The organism is Streptomyces sp. NBC_00690, assembly GCF_036226685.1.
GTDB lineage: Bacteria > Actinomycetota > Actinomycetes > Streptomycetales > Streptomycetaceae > Streptomyces.
In genome coordinates this window covers 6,275,812-6,289,624 of record NZ_CP109009.1, presented here as the reverse complement: position 1 = coordinate 6,289,624, position 13,813 = coordinate 6,275,812, and the positions used below count along the sequence as shown (strand labels likewise).

10 protein-coding genes are annotated in these 13,813 nt (G+C 70.1%); 3 read left to right on the top strand and 7 right to left on the bottom strand.

Annotated elements, in window-relative coordinates; translation table 11 throughout:
• Window positions 1-32 precede the first annotated feature (32 nt).
• The gene (locus tag OID54_RS27690) at window positions 33-788 is read left to right on the top strand and encodes a hypothetical protein (RefSeq protein ID WP_329023822.1); all 756 of its coding nucleotides are present in this window, start codon (window positions 33-35) and stop codon (window positions 786-788) included.
• Between the two features lie 415 nt (window positions 789-1,203).
• Here the strand turns inward: OID54_RS27690 and OID54_RS27685 are convergent, their stop codons facing one another.
• The 6 genes from OID54_RS27685 to OID54_RS27660 form a co-directional block, all read right to left on the bottom strand.
• Window positions 1,204-1,401, bottom strand: a complete 198-nt coding sequence (locus OID54_RS27685) for a hypothetical protein (protein ID WP_329027822.1) — start codon at window positions 1,399-1,401, stop codon at window positions 1,204-1,206.
• A 50-nt stretch (window positions 1,402-1,451) separates the two neighbouring features.
• Window positions 1,452-1,700, bottom strand: a complete 249-nt coding sequence (locus tag OID54_RS27680; protein ID WP_329023820.1) for a hypothetical protein — start codon at window positions 1,698-1,700, stop codon at window positions 1,452-1,454.
• Between the two features lie 855 nt (window positions 1,701-2,555).
• The gene (locus tag OID54_RS27675; RefSeq protein ID WP_329023819.1) at window positions 2,556-4,001 is read right to left on the bottom strand and encodes an aldehyde dehydrogenase family protein; all 1,446 of its coding nucleotides are present in this window, start codon (window positions 3,999-4,001) and stop codon (window positions 2,556-2,558) included.
• Window positions 4,002-4,183: 182 nt separating this feature from the next.
• On the bottom strand, window positions 4,184-5,224 hold the full coding sequence (locus OID54_RS27670) for an EamA family transporter (protein WP_329023817.1): 1,041 nt from the start codon (window positions 5,222-5,224) through the stop codon (window positions 4,184-4,186).
• 139 nt (window positions 5,225-5,363) lie between these two features.
• The gene (locus OID54_RS27665) at window positions 5,364-6,929 is read right to left on the bottom strand and encodes a PucR family transcriptional regulator (protein ID WP_329023814.1); all 1,566 of its coding nucleotides are present in this window, start codon (window positions 6,927-6,929) and stop codon (window positions 5,364-5,366) included.
• Window positions 6,930-7,076: 147 nt separating this feature from the next.
• Window positions 7,077-9,227, bottom strand: a complete 2,151-nt coding sequence (locus tag OID54_RS27660; protein WP_329023812.1) for an ATP-binding protein — start codon at window positions 9,225-9,227, stop codon at window positions 7,077-7,079.
• Window positions 9,228-9,652: 425 nt separating this feature from the next.
• On the opposite strand from OID54_RS27660, the gene gabT reads away from it, so the two are divergent.
• Window positions 9,653-10,987 carry a 4-aminobutyrate--2-oxoglutarate transaminase gene (gene gabT, locus OID54_RS27655; protein WP_329023810.1) on the top strand — a complete coding sequence of 445 codons (1,335 nt, stop codon included), beginning with the start codon at window positions 9,653-9,655 and terminating at the stop codon, window positions 10,985-10,987.
• 455 nt (window positions 10,988-11,442) lie between these two features.
• The gene (locus tag OID54_RS27650) at window positions 11,443-12,009 is read left to right on the top strand and encodes a phosphatase PAP2 family protein (protein WP_329023808.1); all 567 of its coding nucleotides are present in this window, start codon (window positions 11,443-11,445) and stop codon (window positions 12,007-12,009) included.
• Here the strand turns inward: OID54_RS27650 and OID54_RS27645 are convergent.
• Window positions 11,978-13,771, bottom strand: coding sequence for a chitinase (locus OID54_RS27645; RefSeq protein WP_329023807.1), 1,794 nt, complete (start codon window positions 13,769-13,771; stop codon window positions 11,978-11,980). The genes OID54_RS27650 and OID54_RS27645 overlap by 32 nt on opposite strands.
• Window positions 13,772-13,813 lie beyond the last annotated feature (42 nt).

The following is a 13,813-nucleotide window of genomic DNA, read 5'->3' as shown; positions in this document are numbered from 1 at the left end:
CTCAATTCCGCACCGTCGAGCAACGCAACGACATGCTGACCTCCGCCGCGTCACTCGCCTACCTCTCTGGCTGGAAGGCGTACGACGCGGGGGAAATGGGGCTTGCACAGCGCTACTACTTGCAGGCGTACGCGCTCACAAAGGACGCCGGGAACATCGCGCACGAGGCGTTCACACTCCGCATCCTCGCCTATCACGGCCTGGACAACGGGCGGCACGAACACGTCCTCGGGCTGGCCGACGCCGCACTTGAACGCGCTCGGGGCAGGGTCGACCGGGTGACGGAGTCGCTGTTCGTGATCTGCCGGGCCCGAGCCCTGGCCAGCCTGGGCCAGGCCAGCCAATCCCTGACCGAGGCAGACCGCGCCCGCACCCTGGCGGGGTCCACGGGCACCGAGGGCATGACCGGCTGGGCCTCCATGTGGGGGGCGGCGTCTGCGAACGTCGCCAGTCAAACCGCGAAGATCCTGGACAGCATCGGCGACTTCCGTGGTGCGGAGCGCCATCACGCCGGCGCTCGCCGCCGATACAGCGGTACGGAACACCAGAGGATCGCTGCACTCTCCGCAGCAGCCGAGGGACACTCCCAGTACCAGCAAGGCCAGATCGAAAAGGCTTGCGCCACCTGGAGCCAGGCCCTGGACACCATGACCGGCATCCGCTCCACGCGAACGCTCAAAGCCGTGCACGCCATGCGATCGGCGGTCGCTCAGGTCAGGGACCGCACCGTACGCCCGGCACTCGACCTGGATGAACGCGCCTGCACCTGGCTTCGCGAAGCATCCTGACCAGCCCGCCGCCGAAGGGACAGTCCGCTGCTCGGAGCGAGAGGGACGCCGACCGTGACCGTCGATTTTCGCCAGGCCAACTCCGAGCATCTCCCCGCCATCCGCCAGTCGATGTCGTGGTGCGCAGGCCCTGGCGGGGGCAGGGTGTGTCCTGGCAACTCCATGAGGCTGGGCTGTCGATCCGGAGCGATGAGCGGGGCACCCTGCTGGTTGACCCGGCTGCGGGCGATGGAGCGGCGCAAGCTGCCTACGAAGCCTGGGGATACCGGAAGATCGGCGAACAACAGCCGTTCCCCGATTCACCTATTCAGGCGGTGGAAAGTCCACGGGTACTTGGGCGGCGGGTGCCCGGTGCCGATCACGCTCTGACTCGCGTCGGCGGAAACACCGACAGGGACAGCAGACCACCGGGGGGTCAACGCGGAGGAACCATTCGGACCACCGTGACTTGCAGAACGCTCTGTGCCACGTAGTACCGGATGAAGACCCCCGCGACGGTGGCCTCCCTCCGGTCCCTCTCGCGGCTTACCGGCCGCGATCCGTGGCCGTAGGGGTCTCGGCCCAACGTGCGCTCTATGGCCGCCCGAAACGCTGCTGCCGAGGGGGAGGACATCTGCTTCAGTGTTGCTTCTGCCACCGGCGCATACGCGATCTCATAGCGGCTCACGCAGCCCCACGCCCTTCGGCCTCCAGGCGTGCGAAGACCTCCTCGTCCTCGGAACCCGAGGCGACATTGAGAATCCAGTGCCGCAGCACATCGGCGACGCTCTCCACTGTTGCACCGCCCAGTGCCTCTTCGAAGCGCCGCCGCTGGTCCTCCGACAATGCGCCGCGGATGCCCTCGACTGTGGCCGGCACCTCCACTCGTTCTTCGTTGCGGATGGTCCATCTCGACGTGCTGTGCTCAGACATGGCGGGAACGGGTCCTCTCCTTTGACAAGTCCCCACAGGCTATTGCTGGGAGAAGGGCCTCAACGGAGGCTTCGCAGCACCAAGAACGGCGTGTTGGAGTACCAGTCCAGTCCGGGCGCACCTCGTGCGCCGGGATGTGGAGCCCCACCCCACGATCCGGCTGATTCCCGAGCCGGGGTATCGCCCTTCGGTCGGCCCATTCGCGTGGTTCGTGCTTATCGGCGCGCCCTGCGCTCCGCCACCGTGAATCGCATGGACCCGGCACAGTTCGATGGAGATGTCCGCTGAGGACCCGTGGACACCCTTTCCATCGCTGACGCATCCCGACAGCTCGACGCGATCACTCGTTATGTGAGCCAGGCCGGGGACGACCTGCTCAGCGGGAAAGGACGGCCTGGCATTGCTCCACAGTGAGCTCCATCGCCTGCGCGGCAACAACGCCACGGTGACCGCCGAGGAATTGCGGGACCAGCTGAACGGGAAAATGACCTAAGCCAGGTCTTTTCGGAAGGGGCGGCCAAGAACGCTCTGACCCAATACGCGCGTCGACCCAGCCGGCGTCGACCAAGTACTCGACAGCGTCAGCCTGCTGCCTGCCAACCTCCAACCCGCTGGTGCGCGAGACTACGGCGATAGCAGTACCGGATGCATGTCAGCCGCTATCGAGTCAGGTACACGATCAAACAGAACAAGCCGGTCGTGATCGCGATCGACCTCGTCGGTCGCATCCCGTAGCCGGACGCCGCCGACGCCGTGGCTGGATCAAGGCTCCTGTCCCAGAAGCAACCTAGGAACAAAAAACGGCTGGAGCCCCCGCACAGTGGGCTCCAGCCGTCGTTTGTTACGCGCGGAAAACTACAGCGTGAGGCCCGTCAGGACCAGTACGCGTTCGTAGGTGTAGTCATCCATCGCATAGGCGACGCCCTCGCGGCCGACGCCGGACTGCTTGGCTCCGCCGTACGGCATCTGGTCGGCGCGGTAGGAGGGGACGTCGCCGATGATCACGCCGCCGACCTCCAGCGCGCGGTGTGCGCGGAAGGCGGTCTGGACGTCGTGGGTGAAGACGCCCGCCTGGAGGCCGTACGGGGAGTCGTTGACGGCGGCGAACGCCTCGCCCTCGCCGTCGACCTTGCTGACGGTCAGTACCGGGCCGAAGACTTCCTCGCAGGCGATGGTGACGTGCGAGGGGACATCGGCCAGGACGGTCGGGGCGTAGGTGGCACCGTCGCGCTTGCCGCCCGCGAGGAGCTTGGCGCCGGCCTGGACCGCCTCGTCCACCCAGGACTCCACGCGCTTGGCCGCGTCCTCGCTGACCAGGGGGCCGACGTCCGTGGCGTCGTCGGCCGGGTCACCGGTGACCTGGGCCTCGACCGCGGCGACGAGCTTGGGCAGCAGCCGGTCGTAGACGGAGGCGTCGGCGATCACGCGCTGCACGGAGATGCAGGACTGGCCGCCCTGGTAGTTGGAGAAGGTGGCCATGCGGGTGGCGGCCCAGTCGAGGTCCTGCTCGGACGTCCAGTCGTCGAGTACGACCGCGGCGCCATTGCCGCCGAGTTCCAGCGTGCAGTGCTTGCGCGGTACGGAGTCCATGATCGCGTAGCCGACGGGGCCGGAGCCGGTGAAGGAGATCACGGGCAGTCGCTCGTCCTGGACCAGGGCGGGCATCCGGTCGTTGGGGACCGGCAGCACCGACCAGGAGCCGACCGGCAGTTCGGTCTCGGCGAGCAGTTCGCCGAGGACCAGCGAGGAGATCGGGGTGGCCGGGGCGGGCTTGAGGATGATGGGGGCGCCGACCGCGATGGCGGGGGCCACCTTGTGGGCGCTGAGGTTCAACGGGAAGTTGAAGGGCGCGATGCCGAGGACGACGCCCTTGGGGATGCGTCGGGTCAGGGCGAGACGGCCCGTGCCACCGGCGTCGGTATCGAGGCGCTGGGCCTGGCCGCCGTTGAAGCGGCGGGCTTCCTCGGCGGCGAGGCGGAAGACGGACACGGCACGGCCGACTTCACCGCGGGCCCACTTGATGGGCTTGCCGTTCTCGGCGGAGATCAGCTGGGCGATCTCCTCGGTGCGCTCGGCGAGACGCTTGGCGACGTGGTCGAGGGCGGCGGCGCGCACATGGGCCGGTGTGGCGGCGAACTCGTCACGTACCGCGTGAGCGGCGGCGACGGCTTCTTCAACCTGGGCCTCGGTGGGCACGGAGACCCGGCCGACGAGACGTCCGTCCCACGAGTTGGTGACGTCGAAGGAGGTCTCGCCGGTGGCCTCGCGGCCGGCGAGCCAGAAGGCGTGGGTGGAGGTCATGTCCCGGCCCTTCCGAGGTGAGGTGAGTGTGACTGTCGGGCGGTGCCCGCCCCACGGTAGGGCCGGAGGGCGGATTGTTGGTTTGTACGGGGTGGAGTGATCAACGGCGCCTTTCCTGCCGCTTTGGTGCATCGGCCAGGTCCGGGGGCGTTCGCAGGCGTGGGGCGCCCGGCACGGTCGGCTCAGCGGCGGCGCTCCGTGGTCACGATCAGACAGACGCCTGCGACGACGATGGCCCCGCCCACCGCGATCGACCAGGTCAGCTCCTCCTGGAGGAAGACGGCCCCCAGCAGCACGGCCACCACGGGATTGACGTATGCGTAGGTGGCCACCAGCGACAGGGGTGCGCTGTGCAGCAGCCAGGCGTAGGCAGTGAAGGCGACCAGCGAGCCGAAGACGACCAGATAGCCCAGGGCGATCCACGAGCTGGTAGAGACATCGTCGAAGGCGAAGCCCCGGTGCTCACCACGGCCGAAGCCGACCAGGGCACAGCCGATGCCGCCCGCGATCATCTCGTACGCGCTCGCCGCGAACGGGTTCGCCGGCATGGGGATGCGTGCCGAGGCGAAGGAGCCCACGGACCAGCTGATCGTGGCGCCCAGGACCGCGACGACGCCCCAGAGTCGGATGTCTCCGCTGAGCCCGGGCATGGTCAACACCACCAGGCCCACCAGTCCGAACAGGACCCCGCCGTAGGCGCCGAGGCCCGGGCGTTCGCCGGAGCAGCGGCGCAGCACGACCACCCAGGCCGGTACGACGGCGACCAGCAGGGCGGCCAGTCCCGAGGGGATGGCGGTCTCGGCCAGGACCACGAGGCCGTTGCCGCCGAGGAGCAGCATCAGCCCGAGGAGGGTGACGGAGCCGAGTTGGGCGCGGGTGAGCCTGAGCGCGGCGGGGCCCTGTCGCCAGGCCACCAGGGCGGCGAGGATCAGTCCGGCGAGGACGAAGCGTCCGCCGGCCGAGAGGAAGGCCGGCATGGTCTCGACGACCACGGCGATGCCGAGGTAGGTGGAGCCCCAGACGACGTAGACGATGGCGAGCGCGGCCCAGACCGCGCCGGATATGCGTCGTCGTCCGGGTGGCGGCGGTTCGGTCACCGGTGGGGCGGGGGCTTCGACAGGTCCGATCGGCGCCGCAGGCAGGAACGATTCGGCGGGCGGGGCGGACCGTATGGACTCTGCGGGTCCGTCCGAAGGCGTGCCGGCGGTAGGGAGGTCTCTCATCAATCCTTCTGGGGTCCCCGGACGGCGGTCCGGGCCACTCCCCTCCGCTGCGTCGACGCGACTTTAGGGAGTGCCGCCCCCGGCTGCCAATACTTTTGTCCGACTTCGGGCAGGAGGGCGGAAGGATCTTCTGCGGTGTCTACTCGCCGGTGGGGCCTGCGGTGGTCTTGAGCGCGAGCCAGAGCTCCATCCGGACGTCCGGGTCGTCCAGCGAACGGCCCAGGATCTCTTCGACCCGGCGCATCCGGTACCGCAGGGTGTGGCGGTGGACACCGAGGTCGGCTGCCGCCGCGTCCCACTGTCCGTGGCGTGAGAGCCAGGCCCGCAGCGAGGCCACGAGGTCGCCGCGGCCGGTGGCGTCGTGTGCGTACAGGGGGCGCAGCGTGCCGTCGGCGAAGGCGCGTACGGCGTCGTCGGCCAGCAGCGGGACGATGGAGCCCGCCGCCAGGTCCTCGTGTTCGACGAGCGCCCGGCCGCGTCTGCGGGCGACGGAGAGGGCTTGCTCCGACTGTTTGTACGCTCCGGCGGCGGCGATGGGACCGGTGGGCGCCGAGAGACCGATGACGACTCCGGCGTCGTCCGCGTCCTGGGCGGAGTACCGAGCGGTGCAGTCGGCGACGACCGCTCCCCCGTCGGCGGCGAGCACCACGAGGCGGCTGTCGCTGTCGGGCACGGTGATGAGCGTCTCGCCCGCGCGGGAGGCCACCGCGTCCAGTGCCTCGGCGAGCACAGGCAGCGGCGGCGGCTCGGCATCGTCGCCCGGGGACGAGGGTTCGGCGAGCAGCAGCCGGAAGGGGGCGTCCAGCAGGGTGCCGTAGAGGTCCGATGCGACCGCGCGTGCGTGGTCGGGTTCGCCGGAGAGCAGCATGCGCAGGACGGCGGCTCCCAGGCGTTGTTCCGCGTGCTGGAGCGAGCGGGAGCGTTCGGTGGAGAGGGTGAGGAGCGCGATGGCGGAGTGGACCGCATAGCGTTCGGCGGTGCCGAGGGCGGCTGCGGTGCCGACGGCGAGGGCTCCGCGGACCCGACGGCCGGTGCCCAGGGATTGGAGTTCGACCCGGTCGTCGCCGGTGTCGGCGGCGATGGTGCTGGCCGGTGCGGAGCGGTCGCGCAGCCGCTCCAGGTCGGCGGTGAGCCGGCCGGCCCTGCGCGCCGCCCACTCGGGGGAGGCGGCGACCACGGCGCCCGAGGCGTCGTAGAGGGCGGCCCAGCCGTTCACATGGGCGGCGAGACGGGCCACGACCGCGTTCGGTCCGTCGGCGAGCGCGGCCCGGGTCAGCTCCCGCTGGACCTCGAACCCGGCGGTCACCGCCCGGTACTGGTCGGCCGCGATGGCGGCCGAGACGGCTTTGCTGATCGCGAGGAACGGGGTGCGGCGCGGTACGGCCAGCAAGGGGAAGCCCTCGTCCCTGGCCGCGTCGAGGAGGGCGTCGGGGATGTCGTCGTAGAACACGCCGATGGCGAAGCCGAGGCCGACGACGCCCGCTGCGTCCAGCCTGCGCACATAGCGGCGCATGGTGTCGGGGTCCTGGGCGTCCAGGGTCATGGCGGTGACGAGGAGGAGTTCGCCGCCGTCGAGATAGGGGACCGGATCGGCCAGTTCGCTCACGTGCGCCCACCGCACGGGGGTGTCGAGCCGCTCCTCGCCGGCGCGCACGGTGAGTTTGAGCGCCGAGTGTTGGACGAGGGAGGCGAGCGTGGGCGGCATGGCACCTTCAGAACTGGTTCGTCAGGACTGTTCACGGGCCGGCGGGGACATCAGGGGATTTCGCCGCGCCGTATGAACTGATTACCTCGATTCTGCCAGCTCGTAGTAGTTCAGGGCGGTCAGGGGGACCAGGACGGGAAAGGTCCGCTATGTACGGAGATCCACCAGCAGGGGCGGGGTGTGCTCGCCGTTGACGTTCGCCAAGGAGAGCACCGCGTGTCCCGCGGGCACCGCGTGGGCGAGGTCGGACGCCGACCAGCGGGCCCGTTCCACCTCTCGTACGGTGATCGCCTCGGCCGTGGTCGCCTTGCCGGTGACCAGTCGGCGCATGGCGTGCATGGCCTTGGTGAGGGGCTCGTCCGAGATGATCTGGCGGTTGGTGACATCGCGGGTCTGCACCCATTCGGTGCCCCAGGTCTCCGCGAACCGACCGCCGTCCCACGGGGCGAGTCCCGCGAAGGCCATCCGACAGCCCACCGCGCCCAGCAGGGGCCCGCGCAGCGGATCGGGCACGTCCTCCAGGGTGCGCAGGGTCAGGACCACCCCGGCATTGGCGGAGCGCAGCCGCTGGATGGCCCGCACCGAGTCGGCGGTCACCGTGTAGGTCGCGTCGTCGAGGACGAGCGCGGCGAAGAGCGAGCGGTCCGAACGGCTGAGCGCTGCTTCGGTGAACTGGGCGAGGAGCAGCCGCGCGATGATCCTGGACGCCTCGGCGTGGCCGCGTTCCGGCAGGTCGACGCGGACCCGCAACGGATGCTCGATGGCCTGCAAGGAGAACTGCCGGCCGCCTCCGTCGGTGCGGAAGGAGGCGGCGAACGCGGGTCGGTCCAGGAAGGCGATCCGTTCGGCGAGGAGCACTCCGATGTCATCGCCGCCGCGGGCGGACTGGCGCTCGCGGGCGTCCAGCTCGCGCAGTTGCGCCGCCGCCGCGGTGCCGCCCTGGGCCTGGAGCGCCTGACGCAGGGCGTCGAGCGCGGCGGGGGCGCCGCTGAGGAGTTCCCGCAGTTCGGGAACGGCCGGGAAGTGGCCGTGGACCAACTGGTAGGGGCCGATCAGCTGGGCCAGTGCGGTGGCGGCGCGGCGGCCGTCGGTGCCGGGCAGGGTCGCGGCGAGGTCGCCGACCAGGGCTTCGGCGAGCATCCGGGCGGCTTCGTCGGGATCGCTGGAGCCTCCGTAGAGGTCCAGGTCGTGCCGGGAGTCGCTGCGCCCGACGGCGATGACCAGGTCGAAGGCGTCATCAGGGGCGAGCTGGGCGCCCTGGGCGGTGACGGCGACCACGGCGGCGCGGTTCGCGAGGGCCAGCAGTCCGAGGGATTCGACGACCGGGCGGATGAGCCGCACGCTCTTGCCGCAGCCGGACGGGCCGACGGCGAGGAGTGAGGTGCCGAGCAGCGACGGATCGAGTGCTACGCCGGTGGTGCGTCGCGCGTAGGGGTTGCGGCGGTCGTCGGCTGCGGTGCCGATCCGCACCTGTGCGGTGACGAGGTCATGGGTGGCGGTGCGTACGGGCAGGTCCCGCAGCCCGGAGGGATGGGCGCAGGACGCAGCACCCTGTCGTCGCACGGTGTCGGTGAAGGCGGGGAGCAGTTCGGGGCGGGCCTGGACGCCCTGCCACGCGCGGCGGATACGGGCGTAGTCCACATCACCGAGCACACCGGCCCGGCCGGCCTCGGTGAGGGTCTCCGCGGCGTCGATGAGCCCGGCGGTGCGCAGTTCGGGCCACTGGGTGGGGTCGGGTCCGACCGGTGGGGATGTCGTACGAGGCTTGTCGGCGCGGCGGGTGTAGCGGCGCCATATCTCCGGCACATGGCCGAGGCGGGCGAAGAACACCAGCAGCCCGCCGCCGACGAGCGTGTAGTACGTGTAGCTGGCGGTGGCCCACAGGGGTGGGTCGGCACGCCAGGAGTCGGGGGTGAGGACGAGCAGGGGCCAGATCCAGTACCGGCCGAGGTAGCCGTTCCACAGCAGGGACCAGAGCAGCCAGCCGGTGAGCAGGGCGATGAGTGCGCCGGCGAACAGTCGCCGCGCGGGCACTTCGTCCGGCTCCTCGTCGGGGCGGGCGCGGTGACCGAGTCGCCAGACGCCGGGGTCGGCCTCGGGGCGGGGGGTGCGCAGCCACTCGGTGACGGCCTGGCGTCTGCCGGGCGCATGGCTGGGGACGGCGGGGATGCCCGGGGTGGGTGGGAAGCTCGGTGGCCCACCGGGTCGGGGTACGGAAGGCGGGTGCGGCGGCGGCCCGGAAACCGGCGCAGGACCGCGCTCCGTGCCGCGCGCATCGAATGTGCCTTCGGAATCCATGAACTGCTGCCCCCTGACCAGCCAGGCCCGCTCTGTGCACGGTCAATCTAGTGCCCAGGCGCGGGGAGTTCACCGATTCACCCCGGCCGAGGGCGATCGGGCCGGTTGCCGGCGCGGTTCGTGCGGGTGCCGGTGGTGGGGCCGGTCGTGGGGTCCGGCTCCGCCCGGGTGGGTCGCCCCGGCCGGAAGCCTGCCGACCGGACGGCCCAGGCCGCTGGCGTACCGCAGGGAACCCGTCCGTCGGCGCCCGGGCCGGTGACGTACGAACGCCGCACCGTTCACGTCGGGGACCCGGACCGTGCGGTATGTCCGGTGCGGACAAGGACTCGGCCCCAACACTCCCGAACGGCACATGCCCCCTGCCCCGGCCCACCCCTAGCCTGCGGGGAAGAACTGAAGCGTCCACAGCACCCCCAGGAGCCCCTATGACCGCGATCCCGCAGGAGCGCCGCATCGTCACCGCCATTCCCGGACCCAAGTCGGTGGAGCTCCAGGCCCGCCGTACCGCAGTGGTCGCCGGTGGCGTGGGCTCGGTGCTGCCCGTCTTCACCGCTCGTGCGGGAGGCGGCATCATCGAGGACGTCGACGGCAACCGTCTGATCGACTTCGGTTCCGGCATCGCCGTCACGAGCGTCGGCGCCAGCGCCGAGGCCGTCGTACGCCGTGCATCGGCCCAGCTCGCGGACTTCACCCACACCTGTTTCATGGTCACCCCGTACGAGGGCTATGTGGCCGTGGCCGAGGCGCTGGCCGAGCTCACCCCCGGTGACCACGCCAAGAAGTCCGCGCTGTTCAACTCCGGCGCCGAAGCCGTCGAGAACGCGGTCAAGATCGCCCGCAGCTACACCAAGCGCCAGGCCGTCGTCGTCTTCGACCACGGCTACCACGGCCGCACCAATCTGACGATGGCGCTGACCGCGAAGAACATGCCGTACAAGCAGGGCTTCGGGCCGTTCGCCCCCGAGGTCTACCGGGTGCCGGTCGCGTACGGCTACCGCTGGCCCACCGGTGCCGAGAACGCAGGCGCGGAGGCGTCCGCGCAGGCCATCGACCAGATCAGCAAGCAGATCGGCGCGGAGAACGTCGCGGCGATCATCATCGAGCCCGTGCTGGGCGAGGGCGGGTTCATCGAGCCGGCCAAGGGCTTCCTGCCGGCGATCGCCGAGTTCGCCAAGGAGAACGGGATCGTCTTCGTCGCCGATGAGATCCAGTCGGGCTTCTGCCGCACCGGCCAGTGGTTCGCGTGTGAGGACGAGGGCATCGTCCCGGACCTGATCACCACCGCCAAGGGCATCGCGGGCGGTCTGCCGCTGGCCGCTGTGACCGGCCGCGCCGAGATCATGGACGCGGCCCACGCCGGTGGCCTCGGCGGCACCTACGGTGGCAACCCGGTGGCCTGTGCCGGTGCGCTCGGGTCGATCGAGACCATGAAGGAGCTGGACCTCAACGGCAAGGCTCGGCGCATCGAGGAGGTCATGAAGGGCCGTCTCGCCGCGATGCAGGAGAAGTTCGACATCATCGGCGAGATCCGTGGCCGTGGCGCGATGATCGCGATCGAGCTGGTCCAGGACCGGGAGACCAAGGAGCCGCACGCGGCGGCTGCCACCGCACTCTCCAAGGCGTGCCACGCCGAGGGTCTGCTGGTGCTGACCTGCGGTACGTACGGCAATGTGCTGCGCTTCCTGCCGCCGCTGGTGATCGGCGAGGACCTGTTGAACGAGGGCCTGGACATCATCGAGCAGGCTTTCACCCGTATCTGAGGAGTCTGTTTTCTGGGCTCTGAGGGGATCTCACAGCCCTGATCGGCGCCGACCGGTGCTGGTCAGCCCCAACGGGTGCACGGACGGGCTCGCCCGGCGGTGACCGCCGGTAACAACCCCGGGCTGACCAGGCGGAACGGTCGGACCCTGTGAAGAAGATGTGGGGGCCCGATGGCGGCATGGAGATGTGGCTGTCGGTCCCCCCTGTCACTGCCGTACGGTTTCTGCAGATGAGAGAAACACCCCGCCCGCAGGGGACTGCGGGCGAGTCCGACGCGGAGCCTCCCCAGCACCGCACGGGCCGTGCCTTCGCGCACACCACCGGAGCCTCAAGCTCCGGAACTCCTCACCGATCGGATGTCCGCTCGCCCCAAACCCCCCGGGGCGCGCGGCGGTCCGATCAGACCGGCTGCCTCGGAACTACCCCCCCTGTTCCGAGGCGGCCGGCTTTTCTGTTGCTGGCGCTCACCCTGCTGACGTTCGCGGTGGTGACCTGGCAGGTGGCGGTCGACGGCCCCCTGCGCGCCCTGGACGAGCGCATCTCGTCACGGATCGTGGGCCACGGTCCGCCCGCTTTCACCGAACTCCTCGCCGACCTCGGCAATCTCGCGGTGGCGCTGCCCGTGCTGGGTGCCTCACTGGCGTACGCGTTTTGGCGCGAGCGCCTGCGGCGGTGGCGGGAGACGGTCGGCGTCGTCCTCGCCATGGCGGCGGTTCCCGCCTTCGTCGTACCGCTGAAGGCGCTCCTGGACCGCCCCGGACCGCTGACCGACGCCACCGGCTACTACCCCTCGGGACATGCGGCGACCGCCCTGGTCGCGTACGGCGGCGGAGCCCTTCTTCTGTCCCCCCTCCTACGCCGACCATGGGCGATGCCCGTCGCCCTGGTGCTGACCCTGGCGACGGGCATCGGTCTGGTGCTAAGGGGCTATCACTGGCCGCTGGACGTGATCGGCAGTTGGGCCCTGTGCGGCGCGCTGCTGGTGGTGGTCACCATGTGTAGGCGTCGAAGTTCCGGCTGAACTGCCACTGGTTGTAGCGGTCCCAGTTGATCGACCAGGTCATCAGCCCGCGCAGGGCGGGCCAGGTGCCATGGGTCTGGTAGGAACCGCAGTTGGTCTTCTTGGTGAGGCAGTCGAGCGTCTTGTTCACATCGGCGGGCGCCGTGTGGCCGTTGCCCGCCTGGGTGGACGCCGGCATGCCGATGGCGATCTGGTCGGCCCGCAGCGGCGGGAAGATCCGCGACTGGTTGCCGGCCACCGGGAAGCCGGTGAGCATCATGTCGGCCATGGCGATGTGGAAGTCGGCGTTGCCCATGGTGTGGTACTGGTTGTCGAGGCCCATGATCGGACCCGAGTTGTAGTGCTGGACGTGCAGCAGGGTGAGGTCGTCGCGCAGCGCGTGGATCACCGGGAGGTACGAGCCCGCCCGCGGGTCCTGGCCGCCCCAGGGGCCCGAGCCGTAGAACTGGTAGCCCAACTGGACGAAGAAGGTCTCCGGAGCCATCGTCAGGATGAACTTGGCACCGTACTTCGCCTTCAGCGTCTTGACTGCCTGGATCAGATTGGTGACCACCGGAGTGGTCGGGGAGCGGAAGTCCGTGTCGCCGGTGTTCAGCGACAGGGAGTGCCCTTCGAAGTCGATGTCGAGCCCGTCGAGGCCGTACTCGTCGATGATCTTCGATACGGAGGTGACGAACGCGTCCCGCGCCCCGGTGGAGGAGAGTTGGACCTGACCGTTCTGGCCGCCGATGGAGATCAGCACCTTCTTGCCCGCCGCCTGCTTGGCCTGGATCGCGGCCTTGAACTCGGCGACCGACTCCACGTTCGGGCACTCGGTCACCGGGCAGAGACTGAACCGGATGTCACCCGAGGTCACCGAGGTCGGTTCGCCGAAGGCCAGGTTGATGACGTCCCAGGAGTCGGGCACGTCCGCCATCCGCGTGTAGCCGGAGCCGTTGGCGAAGCTGGAGTGCAGATAGCCCACCAGCGCGTGGGGGGGTAGTGCGGTGCCGGGAGTACCGCCGCTGGTGGTCTCGGCGGTCACCGCCGCCGACTTGGCCGACTCGCCGGCGCCGTTGGTGGCCGAGACCTGGAAGCTGTACGAGGTGGCGGCCGTCAGGCCGGTCACCACGGTGGAGGTGCCGGTCACCGGGATGACACGGGTGCCCTGGTAGACCTTGTAGCCGGTGGCCCCGGGCACGGCGCTCCAGTTCAACGGGACCGAGGTGGAGCCGGGTGAGCCCGCGGTGAGCCCCGTCGGGGTCGCCGGGATCTCGATCGGTGCGCCACCGGGCCCGAAGAGCGAGAGGTCATCGGCGTGGTAGGCGGCCGTGCCGTACCAGCCGTGGGTGTAGAGGGTGACCGAGGTGGTCGAGGCGCCGGTGCGGAAGGTCGTGGACAGCTTCTGCCAACTGCTGGCCGAAGGGGTCCAGTTGTAGGCGTCCGTGGTGCCGGTGCCCGATACGCCCAGATAGACGTAGCCGCCCTGCACCCACCCACTCACGGTGTAGGCGGAGTTCGGTTTGACGGTGACCGTCTGGGTGCACTTCGCGTTGTCGCCGCCCGAGGGGGTGGCCTTCAGGGCTGAGGTGCCACCGTGGACCGGGGTGGTCACGGCCGCGCCGCTGCCCGCGGAACAACTCCACCCGGTGAGCCCCGCCTCGAAGCCGCCGTTGACGGCGAGTTCCTGGTCGGCCGCTTGCGCGGTGGTCGCGGTGGCGACGAGTCCACCGACAGCGAGCACGGCCGCGGTCAGAGCGGCCGTGAGTCTGGTGCGCTTCACAACTACCTCCGGTACATGGGGGGTTGGGAGGTCAAGTCGCCG

Coding starts and splice junctions, on each gene's coding strand:
- OID54_RS27690 (WP_329023822.1), top strand. CDS start 33: ATGCTGACCTCCGCCGCGTCACTCGCCTACCTCTCTGGCTGGAAGGCG.
- OID54_RS27685 (WP_329027822.1), bottom strand. CDS start 1,401: ATGTCCTCCCCCTCGGCAGCAGCGTTTCGGGCGGCCATAGAGCGCACG.
- OID54_RS27680 (WP_329023820.1), bottom strand. CDS start 1,700: ATGTCTGAGCACAGCACGTCGAGATGGACCATCCGCAACGAAGAACGA.
- OID54_RS27675 (WP_329023819.1), bottom strand. CDS start 4,001: ATGACCTCCACCCACGCCTTCTGGCTCGCCGGCCGCGAGGCCACCGGC.
- OID54_RS27670 (WP_329023817.1), bottom strand. CDS start 5,224: ATGAGAGACCTCCCTACCGCCGGCACGCCTTCGGACGGACCCGCAGAG.
- OID54_RS27665 (WP_329023814.1), bottom strand. CDS start 6,929: ATGCCGCCCACGCTCGCCTCCCTCGTCCAACACTCGGCGCTCAAACTC.
- OID54_RS27660 (WP_329023812.1), bottom strand. CDS start 9,227: ATGGATTCCGAAGGCACATTCGATGCGCGCGGCACGGAGCGCGGTCCT.
- gabT (WP_329023810.1), top strand. CDS start 9,653: ATGACCGCGATCCCGCAGGAGCGCCGCATCGTCACCGCCATTCCCGGA.